The 18753-nt window shown below is 43.8% G+C and carries 25 protein-coding genes and 2 riboswitches; of the genes, 4 read left to right on the top strand and 21 right to left on the bottom strand.

Annotated elements, in window-relative coordinates; all coding sequences use genetic code 11:
* Positions 1-18: 18 nt before the first annotated feature.
* The 5 genes from ACWI_RS15935 to ACWI_RS15915 all read right to left on the bottom strand — a co-directional run bounded on the left by ACWI_RS15935 (position 19) and on the right by ACWI_RS15915 (position 3045).
* A complete protein-coding gene (locus tag ACWI_RS15935; protein ID WP_070372438.1) occupies positions 19-882 on the bottom strand; it encodes an ATP-binding protein in 864 nt (287 codons plus the stop codon).
* Positions 860-1714 (bottom strand): nucleotide-binding protein, encoded by an 855-nt coding sequence (locus tag ACWI_RS15930; protein WP_070372437.1) that lies wholly within the window; start codon positions 1712-1714, stop codon positions 860-862. The genes ACWI_RS15935 and ACWI_RS15930 overlap by 23 nt, the downstream gene beginning before the upstream one ends.
* On the bottom strand, positions 1711-2013 hold the full coding sequence (locus tag ACWI_RS15925; RefSeq protein ID WP_070372436.1) for a BMC domain-containing protein: 303 nt from the start codon (positions 2011-2013) through the stop codon (positions 1711-1713). Before ACWI_RS15925 ends, ACWI_RS15930 begins: the two co-directional genes overlap by 4 nt.
* 3 nt (positions 2014-2016) lie before the next feature.
* The gene (locus ACWI_RS15920; RefSeq protein WP_070372435.1) at positions 2017-2385 is read right to left on the bottom strand and encodes a NifB/NifX family molybdenum-iron cluster-binding protein; all 369 of its coding nucleotides are present in this window, start codon (positions 2383-2385) and stop codon (positions 2017-2019) included.
* A gap of 135 nt (positions 2386-2520) precedes the next feature.
* Complete coding sequence (locus tag ACWI_RS15915; protein WP_070372434.1) at positions 2521-3045, bottom strand: C-GCAxxG-C-C family protein; 525 nt, start codon at positions 3043-3045, stop codon at positions 2521-2523.
* 263 nt (positions 3046-3308) lie between these two features.
* On the opposite strand from ACWI_RS15915, the gene ACWI_RS15910 reads away from it, so the two are divergent.
* Complete coding sequence (locus ACWI_RS15910; RefSeq protein WP_070372433.1) at positions 3309-3683, top strand: LIM domain-containing protein; 375 nt, start codon at positions 3309-3311, stop codon at positions 3681-3683.
* A 155-nt stretch (positions 3684-3838) separates the two neighbouring features.
* Here the strand turns inward: ACWI_RS15910 and ACWI_RS15905 are convergent, their stop codons facing one another.
* The 7 genes from ACWI_RS15905 to ACWI_RS15875 all read right to left on the bottom strand — a co-directional run bounded on the left by ACWI_RS15905 (position 3839) and on the right by ACWI_RS15875 (position 8367).
* Entirely contained in the window at positions 3839-4210 is a 372-nt protein-coding gene (locus ACWI_RS15905) for a NifB/NifX family molybdenum-iron cluster-binding protein (RefSeq protein WP_070372432.1), read from the bottom strand.
* 28 nt (positions 4211-4238) lie between these two features.
* The gene (locus ACWI_RS15900) at positions 4239-4757 is read right to left on the bottom strand and encodes a C-GCAxxG-C-C family protein (protein ID WP_242871637.1); all 519 of its coding nucleotides are present in this window, start codon (positions 4755-4757) and stop codon (positions 4239-4241) included.
* Between the two features lie 180 nt (positions 4758-4937).
* Entirely contained in the window at positions 4938-5780 is an 843-nt protein-coding gene (modD, locus tag ACWI_RS15895) for a ModD protein (protein ID WP_070372430.1), read from the bottom strand.
* A gap of 15 nt (positions 5781-5795) precedes the next feature.
* A complete protein-coding gene (locus ACWI_RS15890; protein WP_070372429.1) occupies positions 5796-6014 on the bottom strand; it encodes a heavy-metal-associated domain-containing protein in 219 nt (72 codons plus the stop codon).
* Positions 6011-6748: an ATP-binding cassette domain-containing protein gene (locus ACWI_RS15885; RefSeq protein ID WP_070372428.1), complete on the bottom strand. Its 738-nt coding sequence runs from the start codon at positions 6746-6748 to the stop codon at positions 6011-6013. Before ACWI_RS15885 ends, ACWI_RS15890 begins: the two co-directional genes overlap by 4 nt.
* A complete protein-coding gene (locus tag ACWI_RS15880) occupies positions 6742-7566 on the bottom strand; it encodes an ABC transporter permease (RefSeq protein WP_070372427.1) in 825 nt (274 codons plus the stop codon). The genes ACWI_RS15885 and ACWI_RS15880 overlap by 7 nt, the downstream gene beginning before the upstream one ends.
* Before the next feature lie 9 nt (positions 7567-7575).
* Positions 7576-8367 carry a substrate-binding domain-containing protein gene (locus ACWI_RS15875; RefSeq protein ID WP_242871636.1) on the bottom strand — a complete coding sequence of 264 codons (792 nt, stop codon included), beginning with the start codon at positions 8365-8367 and terminating at the stop codon, positions 7576-7578.
* Positions 8368-8560: 193 nt separating this feature from the next.
* Between ACWI_RS15875 and ACWI_RS15870 the strand changes: the two genes are divergently transcribed.
* The 3 genes from ACWI_RS15870 to ACWI_RS15860 all read left to right on the top strand — a co-directional run bounded on the left by ACWI_RS15870 (position 8561) and on the right by ACWI_RS15860 (position 10409).
* Positions 8561-8770 carry a TOBE domain-containing protein gene (locus ACWI_RS15870; protein WP_070372426.1) on the top strand — a complete coding sequence of 70 codons (210 nt, stop codon included), beginning with the start codon at positions 8561-8563 and terminating at the stop codon, positions 8768-8770.
* Between the two features lie 168 nt (positions 8771-8938).
* A riboswitch (cobalamin riboswitch) is annotated at positions 8939-9113 on the top strand.
* A gap of 174 nt (positions 9114-9287) precedes the next feature.
* On the top strand, positions 9288-9935 hold the full coding sequence (locus ACWI_RS15865; protein ID WP_070372425.1) for a hypothetical protein: 648 nt from the start codon (positions 9288-9290) through the stop codon (positions 9933-9935).
* 12 nt (positions 9936-9947) lie between these two features.
* Complete coding sequence (locus ACWI_RS15860) at positions 9948-10409, top strand: EutP/PduV family microcompartment system protein (RefSeq protein ID WP_084633758.1); 462 nt, start codon at positions 9948-9950, stop codon at positions 10407-10409.
* Positions 10410-10661: 252 nt separating this feature from the next.
* On the opposite strand, the gene ACWI_RS15855 is transcribed toward ACWI_RS15860, so the two are convergent.
* The 9 genes from ACWI_RS15855 to ACWI_RS15815 form a co-directional block, all read right to left on the bottom strand.
* Positions 10662-10994 carry an energy-coupling factor ABC transporter substrate-binding protein gene (locus ACWI_RS15855; RefSeq protein WP_070372424.1) on the bottom strand — a complete coding sequence of 111 codons (333 nt, stop codon included), beginning with the start codon at positions 10992-10994 and terminating at the stop codon, positions 10662-10664.
* Positions 10994-11758 carry an energy-coupling factor ABC transporter permease gene (locus ACWI_RS15850; protein ID WP_070372423.1) on the bottom strand — a complete coding sequence of 255 codons (765 nt, stop codon included), beginning with the start codon at positions 11756-11758 and terminating at the stop codon, positions 10994-10996. The genes ACWI_RS15855 and ACWI_RS15850 overlap by 1 nt, the downstream gene beginning before the upstream one ends.
* Before the next feature lie 115 nt (positions 11759-11873).
* Positions 11874-12737 (bottom strand): energy-coupling factor ABC transporter ATP-binding protein, encoded by an 864-nt coding sequence (locus tag ACWI_RS15845; protein ID WP_070372422.1) that lies wholly within the window; start codon positions 12735-12737, stop codon positions 11874-11876.
* A gap of 24 nt (positions 12738-12761) precedes the next feature.
* Entirely contained in the window at positions 12762-13640 is an 879-nt protein-coding gene (gene cbiQ, locus ACWI_RS15840; protein WP_070372421.1) for a cobalt ECF transporter T component CbiQ, read from the bottom strand.
* Positions 13641-13686: 46 nt separating this feature from the next.
* On the bottom strand, positions 13687-14463 hold the full coding sequence (gene cobK, locus ACWI_RS15835; RefSeq protein WP_070372420.1) for a precorrin-6A reductase: 777 nt from the start codon (positions 14461-14463) through the stop codon (positions 13687-13689).
* 115 nt (positions 14464-14578) lie between these two features.
* A riboswitch (cobalamin riboswitch) is annotated at positions 14579-14771 on the bottom strand.
* A gap of 74 nt (positions 14772-14845) precedes the next feature.
* Entirely contained in the window at positions 14846-15457 is a 612-nt protein-coding gene (locus ACWI_RS15830) for a 4'-phosphopantetheinyl transferase family protein (RefSeq protein ID WP_070372419.1), read from the bottom strand.
* Between the two features lie 157 nt (positions 15458-15614).
* A complete protein-coding gene (locus ACWI_RS15825; RefSeq protein ID WP_338076031.1) occupies positions 15615-16118 on the bottom strand; it encodes a ferritin-like domain-containing protein in 504 nt (167 codons plus the stop codon).
* A gap of 35 nt (positions 16119-16153) precedes the next feature.
* Positions 16154-16597, bottom strand: a complete 444-nt coding sequence (gene msrB / locus ACWI_RS15820) for a peptide-methionine (R)-S-oxide reductase MsrB (RefSeq protein ID WP_084633757.1) — start codon at positions 16595-16597, stop codon at positions 16154-16156.
* Between the two features lie 57 nt (positions 16598-16654).
* Positions 16655-18715, bottom strand: a complete 2061-nt coding sequence (locus ACWI_RS15815) for a thioredoxin domain-containing protein (protein ID WP_070372418.1) — start codon at positions 18713-18715, stop codon at positions 16655-16657.
* Positions 18716-18753: the final 38 nt, after the last annotated feature.

Here is an 18753-nt window from a genome sequence, read left to right as displayed (position 1 = left end):
TTTTGCATAAGTATTCACTTATAACACTATTTGCATCGTCTTATTAAATACTTCCTGGGCTGCCAAGCCTGCATCACATACGATATCCACAATGGTCAAGCCCTGATTGATAGCTTTAACAGCATTTTCATCATAAGGAATGTTACCCATATAGGGAATGCCCTGTTCTTTACAATACGCAATAATCGCTTCAGTTTTTTTCAAATTGGTATCGAATTTGTTGACACAGACAGCGGTTTTCGTATGAAAGGTCTGTGCCGTTTTAATGATCCGTTCCAAATCACTGATCCCGGAAACCGATGGCTCCGCAACAATCAGCACCAAATCCACCCCACTGATCGATGCAATCACCGGACAACCAATTCCCGGTGATCCGTCAATGATTGCCAAAGCAGCGCCAACATCAACCGACTTCATTTGCTTCTTCACTTCGGTGACCAGCATCCCCGATGTTCCACTGCCCATTTTAAGCAAAGCGGTGGAAAAGAGACTCTCTTTATTGTCATACAGCATCAATTCACCGGCAATATGCGGTTTTAGACTGATCGCCCGGACTGGACAAACCATTTCACAAACGCCGCAGCCTTCACAGGCAAATGAATCAACCCGGTAGACATCATCATTGACTGCGATCGCCTCAAAACGGCAATGTTCCAGGCAGCGATGGCACTTGGCGCACAGCGTGGGATTGATTTCGGCTTTTGGCATCCCGAAAAAATCTTTTACCTGCGGCTTTACCGACTGCCTTAAAACCAGATGCAAATTAGGCGCATCGACATCACAATCTGCATATACTTTTGCCTGAGCCATCTTGATAAATGCACTGGCCAGGGTTGTTTTTCCGGTGCCACCTTTACCGCTAAGAATGAGTAACTGTTTCATGTTCCACCTCCTTAACGACTGTTTTTAGCAACTCCGAGAATAAACCATAGTATTTTTCGCTTTTTGCCGCAATTTCCCCATCAGAATTAATTGTTCCCAGTTCACTCTCAAAAGGAATTTTGTCTAATACCGTGATCTGATTGTCGCTACAAAACCGTTCAATCAGATTTTCACCGGCCATCCATTTATTGATGACAACACCATGGGGTTTATTAAACAGCTTCACCAGCTGATAAACCAGGGCCAGATTGTGCAGGCCAAATACTGTCGGTTCTGCCACTAAAATACAATAATCAACGTCCCGGATGCTTTCCATCACAATGCAGGCACTGCCAGGCGGACAGTCGATCACTGTCATCTTTTCTTCCGCTGATATTTTACTCAGCAATTCTTTGATAATGGGTATTCCCGATGCTTCACCCGTATTTAAAATACCGGAAATCACCTTGACCTTTTCGGAAATACCACTATTTATTTCTCCAATGACCTTGTCCATTTCGGTCAAAGCGTGGCTTGGACAAAGCATGATGCAACCCCCGCATGAGTGACAAATATCATCAAAAACAATTAACTTGTTGATAATGGCGGCGAGGGCGTTGAATTTACAAAAGTCGACACATTTCCGGCACCCCAGACAAAGATCTTCGTCAACAACAGGTATTTTGATGCTGACCTTTTCCTTCTTTATCTCCACCGGTTTAAAAAACAAATGTCCGTTTGGCTCTTCGACATCACAATCGACATAAACGGAATTTTTTGCCACAGCTGCCAGATTGACAGATACCAGGGTTTTTCCGGTTCCGCCTTTGCCGCTGAGCACTGCTAATTTCACTTACTCATCAACCTACTTTCTATGGCTTTCAAGGCTGCTTCCACTGAGGTTACATCACCCAGAATTGCCAGACAAATGATATGTTGTGGACAAACCCCTGAGATTTCAGTGACAACAACGTCAGACGTTTTTTCGGCAATGTCACTGGCTACCAGCATTCTGACCACATCCCCCTGACACAAACCAACCGCTGTAAACTCATTCTGAAGGATTTGCGCAACGATTTTCTTGTCACCAACTTTGCGTGAAATAATACCAAGGGTTCCCTGGGATACACCGTTAATCAATTGCGTTTTCATGACTTAGTTTCCGCCAACCCCATGAAACCCTGCGTGAAACTGGTCGAGGACAGCCAGTTTGTTATCCATATACGCATCGATGTTATTCTGAATCGAGCCCAGCGTGCTTTTATAAATTTCCAGTTTCGTCGCTTTAAAAACCTCAGCGGCGTTTTCACCACATCGTGGAGTGATTAAGATATCAGCGTGGCTATCGACAACGATCTGGGCCGCTTTAACCCCCGCCCCGCCAGGACTGCTGGCGGCAGCATTTTCAATGAAATCACCCATTTTTGTCGTGGTCTCATAAATGTAAAAATAGGGAGCTCTTCCGAAAGACATGCATACTTCACTCGCCAAAACTTTTTCATCTGCAGGTATTGCTATTTTCATTAAATTCTCCTTTTTATTATTGACATATGTTTTTATCACTTATGATTATACCTCTTTAAAAACATATGTCAATAACTATTTGAATTTAATTACTCGCCTTAAGCTTCCAGATTTTGCTAACCTAAGTAAGTGGTGTCATTCCTGTTGGTGCAATTTTTGTCCTTCAATATATGCTGCCATTATCGCTGCTGCATTCCCCACCAACGCTTCACAGGGCCGATTTTGATAGTATGCTGCGGTTCGCTGCTCCGGAACCGGACTATCCTTGCCTGCTCCCAGTCCCAGTAATTCCCGGCAGATGATCGACTGGTTTTTGTCCTCAAATTGTTTGGCTAGCTCCTGAATCCGCTGATAATGGGCGGTTTTTCCGGACTGATCCTGGGGATCGCTGTAGCCATAAAGCAGACCTGCCACCATAAACATCCCGGTCACTGCACCGCATACCTCTCTAAGTCTTCCCATTCCTGCGCCAAAGGATGAACTAAGCCTGGCAGCCGTTTCAAAGTCCAGGCCACACTCATCGCTAAACGCCAGCAAAACGGCTTGAGAACAATTATATCCTTGTCGGAATAAATCCTTTGCCAACTTGCGATGTCCTGTATTTAAATTTTGATGTGATTTTGCCCCGATCAACTCGGCTTGTTGATTCTCTTTTTTCATTTCAAATTTATCCTTTCTCGCCTTAACACCGATCTTCGATCAACGCTGTATTCCGCTTTTTATAAGTATTATATGCCATAATAAACATATGTCAATAACTACCGCCGTGATTTCTCATCATGATAAAATTATTCAATGCTATAGCAAGCCCGCCGCAAAAATGATATGATATGTAATTAATCAGGCTGTCGATTAAAATTATTTTTATTTTGATCAGTATGTTACAATAACCAGAATTTTTAGAAATGCCAGGGAGAGTAGCTATGCAAACATGTTTTAGTTGTGGAATCAATCTTGAAGACGATGATGTTTATGAAGTCAAAGGAAAAATTTTTTGTGATGATTGTGCCATGGGCCAACATAAGGTGACCCAGACCTGCGACCCCAGTGCCGTTCACAGTGCCAAACTCGATCGCAAAAATTCCGGCCAGACCGGCATTGACGGTTTAACCGATCCGCAAAAGAATCTCTATTTATTTATGAAAGATTGCGGTGGTGTAACCATGCCGCAATGCGTCGAAAAATTCGGCTTAACGCCAGATGAAATCAGCACCAATATGTCCGTCCTGCGACATCTCGAGCTGGCCAAGGGGCAAAAGCGAGCGGATGGGGTTTATTTTGTTGTTTGGGAAGCCTGATTATTTTAGAGCCCCATCTTTTTGCGGTGCGGATTTCGAATAAGCGATCCGCTGACCGGATTGCTCGAAATCCGGCTTTAAGGATAGTAATTAAAGCATCCTTATACGCAGAAAAAACCCTATATTTTAGGGTTTTTTCTGTGATAAGCTATTGTTTAATGGTGATGGTCATGATCGCCACCACAACCATCGGTACCTTCAATGTTTCTGATGAGCTTTAGGTCACGTTTCTTCATTAAATCAAGGGCTTCCATGCCCGTCTTGCCAGACCCCAGAAAACGGGTAATACAGGCATCAGCCAGGATCTCAAAGGCCTGCGGATCACTGATTGCTCCGGTGATAATCCCTTCACAATTAAGATCAATAACTTTTTGCGCCAAGCTTTCTGCCGAAAAACCTTGGCAGTTTTCAATTGCACTCACACTTAAATTCGTGGTATCGACCACCAATAAATACTTCCCCGTCTCAAACTGCTGCGAAACATTATTTTCCAGCGTTTTACCGTCCATCGATATCGCTAAATACATTTTTACGCCGCCCTCCTTTTTCCAGCTCTCATTTTTTGTTGTTATCACTCATTTTTTCGCCATATGGCAGCTCGAAGGCTTCATTTTGCGGAATTTGCAGATATTTGTACGCTAATTGAGCGGTTGTTCCTACCATTTTCATACAGTGAAGCCGACGGTCTTTTCCATTCCAATCTTCAAACGGCTCACAGATTCCACGACAGGTTGCCCCACCATTGGCTTTGCAGAACTCGCCAACCAGATTGTTATAACGTCGGTAATATTTTTGTCCGACTTCCGGGCCACGTATCTCAGCATCGATGCTCCAGGGATCCTTGCGGCCATAGACCGCACTGTTTGCCATCACGGCAGCTGATAACGCACCACAGGTTTCACCGACAAGGCCGATACCACCGCCAAAACCGGTACACATCGCAATCGTTTCCCGGGGAACATCCAGAACTCCGGCACGAAGCAAGGCATCATAAACACTTTCCGCACAGTTTAAGCCACTTTTGAAATTCTCGATTGCATAATCATTGAGCAATTGATTCTTGTTTTCTTCCATCTTCATTTCCCCGCTTTTTTCTTATTTTTTGCACCACGTAAATAATCGATCCTGCTATACAATATTATAAGCCATAAATAGCATATGTCAATAATGGAATTGATTAAATCGAAGTCCATCCCGTATTGATCACTTAACAAAAAAAGATACAAGTCACCACGCTTGTATCCTGAAATGATGCTATTGATTAATTCTAACTCCAACGTCAATGGGTTTGGCACTGTAGAGACAGGTTGTCACAATGCCATTGACCTGGGTGCTGGCATAAGCGGAAATATTCGTCTCATTGATGCCGCCTGCTGCCAGCAGCACAACGCCAGGAAATTCACTGCGCAACTGCTTAACCGCTGCGCTCAGATCTTCGACCGTCAGCTTATCAAACTGGATTCCATCTACCCCGGCCTGGCAAAGATCAATTGCCTGGGACAAAGTGGTGGCTTCGACAATAATTTTCTTTTCACAGCATTCCGCTTTGAGCTCCGGCATTTTTTTTAGTAGACCATCAAACCCGCCAATAAAATTCAGATGCTGTTTAAAAATAAGAATCGTTTCCGATAAACCCAACCGATGGGGCATGGCCCCGCCGGACATAATCGACTTGATCGCCAATGCCTTGGTTCCGGGAAATCCCTTCCGGGTTGTCAAGATCGCTGTGTTCGGACTGACACTCTTGGCCATATCCACCATTTTTCGGGTTTTGGTGGCAATTCCCGAACAATTATCAAGAATATTCTGACCCACCTTCCAGGCTTTATGTAAATCTTCGGCCCGTCCCGTGCCGGTAATCAGTTCGTCACCGGCACTGACTTTCTGCCCTGAAGCCACCATCGATTCTGTTTTGATATGTAATCGCTCAAAGACCGAACTGACTTCTTCGGTGCCACAGACAACCGCATCTTCCCGGGTAAAATAAGCAATTTTTCCCGGCTGTTCCCTGACCCCCAAAACCCAGCTGGTCAAATCAATATAGGGAACGTCCTCATTAATTAACTGGTCAATCTCGTTGATTGATATAAATGACATATTTTTTCCTCCGTTTCAGGTGATTATTTTGAATGCTTTGCCTTCGATTGTTTCGATGCTGTCTTTGATAGTATCGGCGATGATCCGCTGTTCGTCAAATAGAATGGTAACGGATTGATAATCATCGCTGACCCCAACCTGATTGATCCCATCTTGTTTTAATAGTACTTCCGTAATTTTCTTGACACATTTGGGGCACATAATTCCGTCTACCGCAAACACTTGCTCTTTCATTCGTGCACGCTCCCTTCATAATTCCTGCCCAAAAACTGATTGATTTCTTCATCCTGACACCACTCAAATAAGTCGGTACTTTTTCTGACGGCTTTTAATTCACCATTGACCATGATGCCGATTCGATCCGCCATGCGCTGAGCTTCATTAAAATCATGGGTCACAAATAGAATCGTGCAGCCAAAAATGTCATGAATTTTATTAATCTGTTCATACATGTTTTCTTTGGTTGCCGGGTCCAGAGATGAAAAGGGTTCATCCATCAAAAGCAGCTGCGGGTTTAAAATCAAAGCCCGGGCCAGTGCCGTTCGCTGTCGTTCGCCACCACTTAAGGTTCCGGGATATTGTTTTAGAATATGGCCGATTGATAATATTTCCGCCATTTTATCGACCCTTTCTTTTTGAACGCCTTTGTCCATCTTGCGGATTTTTAATCCATAGGTAATATTATCAAAAACAGTCATATGGGGAAACAAACCAAAGTCCTGATAAACAAAACCAATATTTCGCTTTTCCAGCGGTACATCGATGACCGGGATCCCCTGAATCATTACTTTTCCGGAAAATTTCCGGTAAAATCCTGCGACCGATTCAAGCAAAACGGTCTTACCCGACCCGGTTCTGCCTAAAACCGCAAAGATCTCTTTCTCACCGATGTTTAAGTTGATCTGATTCAACTTGAATTTTCCCAGTTGGACGGAGTAATTGTTAATTTCAACCATTGCATTTACCATCTATTCACATCCTTCATCCGGCTTTCTTGCTTATTTTTTCGACCGATCCAATTCGTCAGAAACAAAGACAGCAGCGAAATGATCAGAATCACTGTCGCCGAAGCCATTGAGGCTCCGGTATCACCAGTCGCCAGATTCAAATATATCGATGTCGTCAATGTTTCGGTTTTCATCCGCGTCGCACCGACTAGCATCAGGGTCGCGCCAAACTCGCCTAAAGCTCTCGACCATGTCAGAATAATCGTTGAAAAAATACCATTTCGGGCGAGGGGCAGGGTAATGGTGATAAATCGCTCCCACTTTGTCGCTCCCAGACTACCGGAGATAAATTCCAGCCGCTCATCAACTTCTTCAAATGCCGTGCGAATAAAGCGAATGGCAAACGGTAAATTGACAACTGTCTGGGCGATAATAATCCCATTTTTATCAAATACGACTTTAAACCCCAGCTCTTTTAAGGCTTTCCCAAAATCCGAGGAGAAAATAATCAACAAACTAAGCCCCAAAACAAGATAGGGCATCGACAGCGGCAGTTCAATTATCATTTGACATGCCTTTTTAAATGGAAATACGGTCCGGGTTAATGCGTAAGCAGTCGGTATCGCCAGCAACATACAAATAAGCGTCGCAATACTGGCGGTATATAAGCTTAGCCTGATGGAGAACCGTACTTCCTCCGAATAAAACGCGGCCCCTAAATAAGGGATCCCTTTAAGTACAATTGCCAATATCAAGGCCGTCGTAAAGATAATGACAATAAAGGTAATAATAATGGTCAGGATTTCAAAAAAATCAAAGGTTGATATTTTCCATCTCATACCAACAGTCTAGTTGAGTACTTCATAACCGTTTTTTTCCCAAATCGTCTTGACCGGATCCGAATCCAGATAGGTCATAAACGCTGCCAGCGCTTCTGTATTGGCACTGCTGCTTAATTTGGCTGCCGGGACTGTTTTTACATAGGCATTGAGGTTTGGGGTATTGACAATTTCAGCATTGGCTGGCACATTTTCTTTCCAGATAATAATTGCATTGCATTCGTCTACTGACAGGGCATTGGCTATTTCCGGGGCGGTTGCGGCCCGGGCGACGACATTCACATTGTTTAAAATGCCCAGGTCGGTTAAGGCCTTATTGGCGATCTTGCCGATTGGTGTCGCTTCACCATCCCCCAACACAACTTCGACCCCGGCCCCGGTTAAGTCGTTTAAGCCGGTGATGCCAAGCGGATTGCCGCTTTTTACCGCCAGCACCGGAATGTGTTTAACCAGATCGATGCTTTCGATTACCTTATCCTGAACCGGTTTGAGCTCATCAGCCGAGCCAGCAATAAACAAATCACCTTCGCCAGTTGTCTGAATCTGATTCTGGCTTTGAGCGGCATTGGCATAAACCACCTGGATGTCACAACCGGTTTCTGCTTTAAACTGATCGGCAATCTCACCAAAGGGTTTGGTCATCCCGGCTCCGCAGTATACAAACAACGTTTGACCATCAAGGCTTTTTGTCGTATCAGCCTTTTCTTCGGTCTGACTTGAATTGCTGCCACAGCCTGACAACAGACTAAGCAGTGTTCCCATTACCAATAAAACTACGAACCATTTTCCGCTACGTTTCACTCAACTTCTCCTTTTGATTCACTTAGTATTGTTTTGTTTTGTTATGAATGTTATTATATTGTATACCCTTCTTTTATGTCAAGAGATCATTTCGGTTAAATGCGCTTCGCCGTTTAACACCGTTTTGTCTGGCTTAAAATGGGTAAAATTAAAAAGGTAGTAATGATTACCTTGTCAGAAAGGGGGTGTCAAAATGAAATTAAGTGCGAGAAACCAGTTAAAAGGAAAAATTGTTGCAATTGAAGATGGTGCGGTGAGCGGGATCGTGAAAATTGATATTGGAAATGGCAACATTATTTCAGCAACAATTTCCATGGCGGCAATCAAAGATCTTGGATTAGTCGTCGGCGGTGATGCAACTGCGGTCATCAAAGCAACATCGGTTATGGTTATGGTTGACTAGACGAATCTCAATTCAAAACACAGAAGCGGATAGCAATTCCGTTTCTGTGTTTTAGCGTAGCTGAGATCTCCGGCTTTGCAAATAGTATTTAAGTCAGTTATTGTCTCTAATCCAAGGACGTATTTTACCTTCATCTTGAAAAAAACAATAATAGACTTGATTAACACCCATTTTTAGTTTATTATTGGCATAGAAAAGCATTTACAAAAGGAACGCGGTGAAAATCTGCGACAGTTTCTTTGCTACTGTAAGGAGAATATGGACGTATTCAGTCATTGGGAAAACCGAGAAGGCTGGGTGCAGGGAGTCCCTCCAAGTCAGGATATTTTTGTAAACGCATCATCTGTTTGAAGCTTCAAAGAAGGCTGCAAAATGTGAGAAGAAAACGAAATGACGTTCTCCTTTAATTAAATGACGTCACTGAAATAGTCCCGCATTTGTAAACCTTTTTTTGAAAAGGTTTTTTTATTTTTTTGCAGAAATAAAAAAACTGAACACTCAAGAAAAGAGGAAAAAAATGAAAGACGTTGTTATCAAAAAGATTCCCATTGGAACAGATATTGAAAAATTGCTGGGAAAGAAGCCCCTTGAGGCGGATTCCTCTGCTTATGAAGAGTACAGCCATGCTGCGAATATTTTAAGCCAACGGTTTAAACCCCGGGCCATTCTCAAAGAATGTCCGGTCGAAACAACCACCGGCAACACGATTCTGATCGGCGGCCATGTATATAAAAGTAAAATCCTGAAACATCTCTTATCGGACAATCAAAGGGTGTTTTTGTACCTGCTGACCATCGGCGACATGCCAACCAACCTCAATCAGACCGAAAAATATCTGGTAAATTCGCTTAAACTGCCGGTTATGGCTTCAGCGATGCGCTATCTGAAAAAAACGATCCAGTTGGAGAACGGCTTTGATAACATCGGGATGGTCAATCCCGGACTACTCCCGGACTGGTCGATTAAGGCCAATCAAATCATCTTCAATACCTTTGGCAACTCGACCAAAAGCATCGGCATGGAAATAACCCCCTACAGCACCATGCGCCCGCTTTACAGTTCTTCAGGCATTCTTTTTGAGGATTTATTGGATTACTGCGATTGTCAAACCTGCCCCTTCGATGCCTGTATCGGTCGGGAAGCACGTTTTGTCCAATCAGCCTAACGGAGAATTTTCATGGCAAATAATAAAAACCGCGTCGCCCTGATCGGACGGATTGGCAGTGGAAAAACCACCTTATTCCAACGGCTGACCAATGAATTGATCACTTATGGCAAAACTCAGCAGGTCAGTTATTCTGACCATTTTATTGATACCCCCGGTGAGTTTATTGAACTGCCCTGTTTTCATCCTCAGGCCATCAATGTGACCTGTGACGCTGGACTGATCGTCCTGATTAATTCCAGCACCGATCACCAAAACTCGGTGCCCCCAAATTTTGTCTGTACCTACAACATCCCGGTGATCGGGGTCATCACCAAAATCGACCACAGGCATAGCGATTTGAAACGCAGTCGGCGTTACCTGACTTATGCAGGTATCCATCCGGATAAGATTCATCCGGTCAGTGCCATTACCGGGGATGGGATCAGGGAGCTGAAAGCGGTTCTTCAGAAATATATCACTTTTGAAATCTAAGTGAGAAAGCACACAATCACTTGAATGATAAAGCCACCCACTGATATTACCCCAGGCAGACAAAATCCCTATTTGACCAGCCAAATAGTATTTTCTGACTGAACACAAACGATTCAAAGGCACTGATTTCTTGATATCGTTTAAAAAGCGCGTTAATTTCATTGTGAAAATAACGCGCTTTTTTTTAGACATACGCAAATAAAACCTAATTTAATTTTTGTTTCTTAAAAGGATCTGCCGCTAAACTGCAACCTATTTCGTTTTTTTCTTGCCGGTCTTGCCTTCTTCCTGCTTCTTGCGTTCAACAAAGCGACCCATCACAAAAGCAATAATACCGACACCGATACCGGTTTGAATGCAGAAAAACAAGCTTTCCACTTCGCCGGGGATTTCACCATTAATGGCCGTTTCAAAAATCGGGGTAAACCAGGGTTCATATTCGGTTCCGGTAATCTCTGAAACCACCCCACTACCGGCATCATCCGACCCACCAAATTCCGCATCCTGCAGGATAAACAGGGGCACCAGAGCAATCAATACCACCAATACCAAAAGACCAATTACCGTTTTTCTTGTTGCTGTCATTATTTTACACCTCCGGTAAGATATCCCAAATCATTAAGTTCTGGTTGCGCATAGGTTTCCAGGCCGATAATGATGACCACGGTCAGAATCCCTTCAATAATCGCCAGTGGTAACTGAGTTGGCGCAAACACGGCCAGAAATTTTACCATTGAGGCCGCAACTCCGCCGCTTTCAGAGGGATAGGCCAAGGCCAACTGAAATGCCGTGACACAATAGGTAAATAAGTCGCCAATGGCGGCAGCCAGAAAAACTCCGACATGGCGATTGATCTTTATTTTTTTACAAAGAATGAAAATACCATAGGTTACAAATGGTCCGGCAATCGCCATTGAAAAGGTATTGGCTCCCAGCGTCGTCAAACCGCCATGGGCCAGTAAAATGGCCTGAAATAACAGAACAATGATGCCCAGAATGCTAACTGCTGCCGGTCCAAAGAGAATTGCTCCCAGCCCAGTTCCGGTCATATGGGAACAGCTGCCGGTAACAGATGGAATTTTTAACGATGACAACACAAATACATAGGCACCGGCCATGGCCAGCAGGGTGATGGTTTTAGGATTTTCCTTGAGGGTTTTCTTAATTGACAGATAACCGGCAATTAAAAAGGGAATACAGATTCCCCCCCAGGCGATACTGAAACCAACGGGCAGATACCCTTCCATAATGTGCATGGCACTGGCCACCGGGGTAAATCCGAAAACCAGGGCAATGGCTGCTACCACGGCAACAAATCTTTTTTCTCTAATGTTTAAACGTGTGTTCATAGTTCCTCCTCTTGTTTTACTATATATTAAGGGTTTGCAAAAACCGTTGAGCGCTCATATTAATTTTTGCAAAACCTGCTTAATCTTTAATAATTGTATCCCTTATCGTTACTCGCTAAATCATCGGTACTGATGATTCAGGATAATACAAATTGTTTTCCAGCAAAATCTTCAGTTCCTTGGGGGTGGTGGGATAAGCATCAGTGTTCTTTACCATTTTTTTCTCCACCAGCATTTCATAGACATCCAACATCGTCGGCCGCTTCAGATTGGCCTGTTTAAGAATTTCCCGGTTTTTAAAAATCTCCAGCGGTGTCCCATCGGCGATGATTTTCCCCCGATCAAAAACAATCGCCCGCTCGGCCCAACGGTAGGCAAAATCGACATCATGAGTGGAGATCAGCATCGTCTTGCCTTCTTGCCCCAGCTTGACCAGCACATCTTCCAGCATTTGAGCATTGAGGGGATCCAGGGCGGCGGTGGGTTCATCAAAGATAATCACTTCGGATTTCATGGCAATAATATCGGCAATGGTGACCCGCTTTTTTTCGCCACCACTCAAATAGTGGGGTGGACGATCCTTAAAATCGAGAATATTCATGTAAGTCAGGGCCTCATCGACCCGATGGAGCACTTCTTCCCGGGGCAGTTTTAAATTCATCGGACCAAAGCCAACCTCAGCCATCACTGTGGAGGCAATGATCTGGTTATCGGCATCCTGAAAAACAATGCCAATGTTTTTTCGGAGTTCCTTTAAATTCTTTTTATTAATGACGGTACCCTGATAGCTGATTTCGCCATGATCGGCCTTCAGCACCCCATTGGCATTAAGAAAAAACGTCGATTTTCCGGAGCCGTTGGATCCGATTACGGCAATCTTCTCACCATTGTAAATATTGACGCTGACCCCTTTCAGGGCCGGGTTACCGGTTCCATAACTGTAATGAAGATTATTGACTTTAAGTATTGGCTCTCTCATCGATTGACCTTTCAAATTGAATCCTTATTTTGTAACATACCAAAGCAGCAGCAGAAAAAGCATAAACCCGACGGCGTAGATCACCTGACTGATCTGAAACGGTTTTTCATCCTCCAGAAAAACCAGGTCGCCTTCATAGCCTCTGGCTTCCATGGCGGTATAATAGGCATTGGCCTTTTTAAGGGAAAGTACCAGCATATTGCTGGCGACATTGCCAAAGGTTTGGCAGGAGGTCTTAAAATCGCAATAACCCTGCCGGGAATCGGCGGAATTGCGCATGTTGTTAAATACGTCCAACAATATAAAAATATAGCGGTAAATCAGATTCATCAGTTCAATGATCAGCTTGGGTACATGGGCTTTTCGCAGTACTCCGATAATTTCAGAAGATGGTGTCGATAGGGTCATCATAATCATCGCACTGATCGCCCCAAACACTTTCATCATCAGAAACACCATTTCCTTAAGCTTGGCAATGGACGTATACAGGTAACCAAAGCCGAGATAGAGATTGAACTGGCCAATTGGCTGTCTTGAAAAATCAATGCCGATGGCAACGGTGCCCAAAATGATAAAGGTAAGCGGAATCATCAGCACCGACAGATAAGCCCCCAGCGGTAAGCCACCTTTGACAACTGTTAAATAAGCCATGCTGACAATCACCGCCAGCGAGACCAGCGGGTTATTAAGCACGATGCAAAGCAGCAGGGTCAACACTGAAAAGGCCACTTTAAAGCTGGGGTTCCAGCCTCTGATTTTTGAGGCATAAGCATAATAATCAATGGCTGATCCTTCGCCGTGTTTGTGACCGATTTGATGATGATGCTTGTAATGATGATGGCTGTTATCGCTTTTTTCATTCGTTCGGACAAAATCAAGCCGTTTGGCTGAACTGTTTTCCATCTGCACCCATCCTTTCTTTATCTATGATTCCTGTCCATTGCCTGCGCTACTTAACCGAATCAATACGATCGATACATTCAATCAACGCATCAACCGAACTGAATTTATTACTGCACTGCTCTTCAATGCGATCAACAAGAATGATCTTCATTCCCAGCTTTTTAGCGGCGTTGATCTTATCCACGACGCCACCCATGTTGCCGCTTTCTTTGGTCACCAACACCTCTGCCTGGCAGTATTTAAAGAGTTCCATGTTCAGGGCTTCGTTATAGGGCCCTTTGATGGCAATGATGTTTTTGGGGCTGAACCCCAGGCTTTCACATTTACTTAAAACCTTCCAGTCCGGCAGCACCCGCAGATAGACCCGCTTTGAATAGTCCGGAATTCTTTTGAAAATATCAATTCTATTACTGCCCAAAGTCAACAGAATGTTTCCTTGGCAGTTCATCAGAACATCACAGGCTTCCCCATAGCTCTTAACAACGGTAATATCCGGATCATCTTCGTATTTTACCCGCTCCCGTTCATAACGAATATAGGGCAGATTTTCAAATTTGCAGACATTGATGGCATTTCGGGTTATTTCTGACGAAAAGGGATTGGCCGCATCAACTAAACAGGTTGGTTTTAGGGTTCTAATCAAATGGGTAATGTGATCTTTATTGAGTTTTCCCTGATAAATATCCAGATTCTTAAATTCCTCCAACATCCCGGCACCCAGACGGGTCGTAACGGTTACGGCCGTGTCATGGTTATTTTCTAATAGTCTCGCAATTACAGTCTTGGCATCGGTTGTCCCGGCTATTACTAATACTTTTGACATCTTCCTCCATCACTCTCATTTATATTTTTGCACAAAAAAACCTCATTATCTCTAAACAAGACAATGAGGCCGCAAAAATGCGCACAAAAATAAACCTCCTCCATCTCTCGTAGAGTTTGAGATACACAAACAGGCAGGTCTTCTGGCTTGAGCGTCAACATTGCCTCCTGCCTTCCCATTTCTGGTGGCATTCCTGGAGAAACTCGTCTCTTACAGCGGCGGGACCGCGGGGGATTTTCACCCCTCTTCCCTTTTCACCGGCTTATAATACATTGATTACAGCCGACACCTGTTTATTTATTTAATTCTTATATTTTTCTTAATTCAATAGTACTATATCAAATTTTTCCAGTTTTGTCACGTATTTTTTATCCCAGCGATTTTACGCTCTGAATCGTTCCGTTCTTAAACCCAGCTCGGCCAATGACATTCCGGCGATGGAAAACACATAGGCTTCATCAGGGTCAACCAATGTGATGGCTTCTGAATCGATGGACTCAATTGTTTTTAAATCATCCCTCAGACCGGCCCCTGTTTTTTTCATCAAACTTTCTTTTTTAGTCCAGATTTTCGTAAAAGCCAGGGCCTTGTTATCGCTTTTATTAATCAATTTTAATTCCTGCTCGTTACAGACATATTCAGCCAGCTGGCCATCATAGGCCGCCACGGTTTCAATATCGACCCCGACATCACTGGTATGAATGGCACAGATTACTCCATTTTTACAATGGCTGAGATTAAAGTGGATCTGGGGATAGTCGCTTAAATATGGCTTGCCCTTGGCCGAATAACAAAAGCGAAGCTTTTCCGAAATACCATATTCATTTTTTAACCCGTAATTCAGCAAAACATAGCCCAATACCGACAATTTCTGATCAAGCTTTTGCCGATACGCTGTTGCCTTTTGCTGCCGTTCGTCAGGAAGCAACATCAGACTGCGTTTAAAAAGTTCATCTGAAAATTCTTCCATTTGATCAAATAAATAAACTGCCATTTATACTCCTTCACTTTTAACTTTAATAGTAGCACTATCTTAACAATTTTTTTCGTTCTTGACTATTTTTTTCATAAGTAAAGGGCTAAACCATTCTTCAAATGAAGGTAGTCCAGCCCATTTATTTTTTAATACCGTTAATCTGAAATGATTTATTTTAGTATTCTTCCCGGACTCCAAATTCGGCGTCTTCCACCCATTCTTCCGGACGTTCGACCAGGGTAATCAGATTATCAAAGATTTTATAATGATTCTCTTCCTGCTTGACCAGGTAACCAAACAGTTTTTTAGTTTGTTCATCTGCTGATTCCTGATAAAATTTCTGATAGAGTTCGATGCTGTCCTTTTCCATTTGCAGAGCCATCCGATAGACATCCAGCTGATTGGGGATTTTTTCGAATTTGTTTTTAAAATCACCCCGGTCTTTAAAAACATTGTTGGTATCTACCAATGCTTCATTATCAGCTAAATCGTAACTTATTTTTGCCAGCTCATTTTTTAGCAATACGGCGTGACCATTTTCGTCCTCGGCCAATAATAAAAACACCGCATTTAACGGATTGTCCTGATTATTTTTTGCTTGTTCACGGTAATATGCTTCGCCGTCACGTTCCATCTTAATTGCAAATTCAATACTATTCATTTCTTCACCTCTCATCATTTATTAACCTCGTCCTTTGACGATCTTATACTAAACTACTCAAGCAAATTTAAATAAGCGCCATAACCCTGGGCTTCCATTTCCTCGGCTGGAATAAAACGCAGCGCCGCACTGTTAATGCAGTAGCGCAAGCCTCCGGTGGTGATCGGACCATCCTCAAAGACGTGACCCAGGTGGGCGTCACCAGTGACGCTACGAACCTCAGTCCGCTTCATCCGCAGGCTGGTGTCACTGAGTTCTTTGATCACATTGGGATCGATCGGTTTGGAAAAACTGGGCCAGCCACAGCCCGATTCAAATTTATCGCTGGATGAAAAAAGTGGTTCGCCAGTGGTGATATCCACATAAATTCCTTTGCGGTATTCATTGTAGTATTCATTCTGAAACGGTGGTTCGGTGGCATTTTTCTGAGTCACCGCATATTGATCCGGGGTCAAGGTCTTTAATAAGGTCTCCTGATCCTTCTTTTGATAGTTCATTATCGTTCCTGCCTTTCTCGTGATGCTTCTGTTCTACCCCATTTTTCCTGATCTTAATCAGTCTTTTATAATTTTAAGAAAGCTTTCAAGATCATTCACCGGTTGCTCGCAACGATAGTTTTTACAAATATAGGCAGTCGGTTCGCCATGAATCATCTGCTGATTAACGGCAAACTCATTGATCTTTTTGAGATCGGTTTCGCTTTTATTAAACAGTACCACCGAAAACGGCAGAAACTGCTGATTTAAGTGACGGTTCATTTCACGAATCGTCGCATCGGTCTCATAGCCAGCAAAAACCACCTCAGTAGTAGGCTGTTCATGGAATAATTTGGCACAGAGCATCATCGTACTGGCCATCGGTGCCTGATTGAGGTTTCCGGCAAAATAGCCAAATATCCCGTTGACAATATCGATGTATTTCTGCTCTCCGGTTATTTTGCCCAGCTTCAGCAGACAATAAGCAGCCAGGGCGTTTCCCGATGGCTTGGCATTGTCGTATACTTCCTTGGGCCGGGCAATCAGTTGCTCAGTATCATTGCCGTAGAGAAAAAAGCCAGCAGTGCCAAATTCATCGCCAAAGAGGTTGATCATATCCACCGCCCGGATAATCGCTTTTTCAAGATACTCGGTTTTAAAACTGGCCTGATACAATTCCAGATACCCCCAGATGACACTGGCATAATCATCCAGATAGCCGAGAATTTTGGACTCTCCCTTGCGGTACCGGGCGTAGAGCCGGCCACTCAGCCGGGCCATGTTGTTTTCAATAAAGGCCATGGCCTCTTCCGCCTGTCGGACATAGACGGTTTTGTTAAAGATCCGTCCCGCCATCGCCAGAGCGGCAATCATCAGCCCATTCCAGGAGGTTAGGATCTTATCATCTTTATGGGGATGCACCCGCTTTTCCCGCTGAGAAAAGAGATCAGCTGTCATCTCATCGAGCGCTTTTTCCAACTCGGGATTAGCTTCAATCAGATCGAGATCAGTATCGATCATATTAACAATGTTCTTGCCCTCAAAATTACCTTTTTTTGACATCGGATAAAACTTAAAAAAGACCTCGGCCCGCTTCTGGCCCAGTATTTTTTCCACCTTATCCATCGACCAGACATAAAATTTGCCTTCTTCCCCTTCCGAGTCGGCATCTTGCGCGCAATAGAAGGCCCCTTCCGGGGAACGCAGATCGCGGTTGACATAGGTAATGGTTTTTTCGGCAATTTTTTTGTAGAGTATGTTGCCAGTAGCCTGGTAGGTTTCAGCATAAACCATAATCAGCAGGGCATTGTCGTAGAGCATCTTTTCAAAGTGGGGAACCAGCCACTGTTCATCGGTTGAATAGCGGGAAAACCCAAAACCGATATGATCAAAGATCCCGCCTTTATACATTTGCTGCAGGGTTTTTTCCACCATTACCAGGGCATCGGGCTGCTTAAAGGCCTGATAGCAGCGCAACAGGTAAAAAAGATGATGGGGGGCGGGGAATTTGGGAGCCTTGCCAAAACCACCATAGCGGTCATCAAAGCTTTCATCAAAAAAATCATAGGCATCAAAAAAGATCGTTCGCTTTAGTTCCTCTTCCCCTTTTCGCACCTCCAGATTATTGAGCAGTCCGGTCATCCGATTGGCAGAATCAATAATGTCTTCATTATTTTTTCGCCACTGGCTTTCAATACCCAACAATACATCAATCAAGCCAGGGTTTCCAAGCCGAGAGTATTTGGGCAGATAGGTGGTGGCATAAAAAGGTTTGCGGTCAGCGGTCAGAAAAACATTAAGGGGCCAACCGCCCTGACCGGTACTGACCTGGGCAAAGGTCATATATATCTGATCAATGTCTGGCCGCTCTTCCCGATCGACCTTGATGCTGATAAAATATTTGTTCAGGATTTCGGCCACGGCTTCATCCTCAAAGGATTCTTTTTCCATCACATGACACCAGTGACAGGTGCTGTAGCCAATTGAAAGGAAAACCGGTTTGTCCTGTCGCTTGGCCAGATTAAAGGCCTCGTCCGACCAGGGATACCAGTTTACCGGATTATAGGCATGCTGTAATAAATAAGGACTCATTTCATGAACAAGTCGGTTTGCTTTCTTCTTTACGTCGTCAAGAGCCATTGTGTCAACTCCTTTTTATAGTTTTCGTTACTTGCTAT

The organism is Acetobacterium wieringae (assembly GCF_001766835.1).
Taxonomy (GTDB): Bacteria; Bacillota; Clostridia; order Eubacteriales; family Eubacteriaceae; genus Acetobacterium; species Acetobacterium wieringae.
This window is presented reverse-complemented; position numbering and strand designations above follow the sequence as displayed.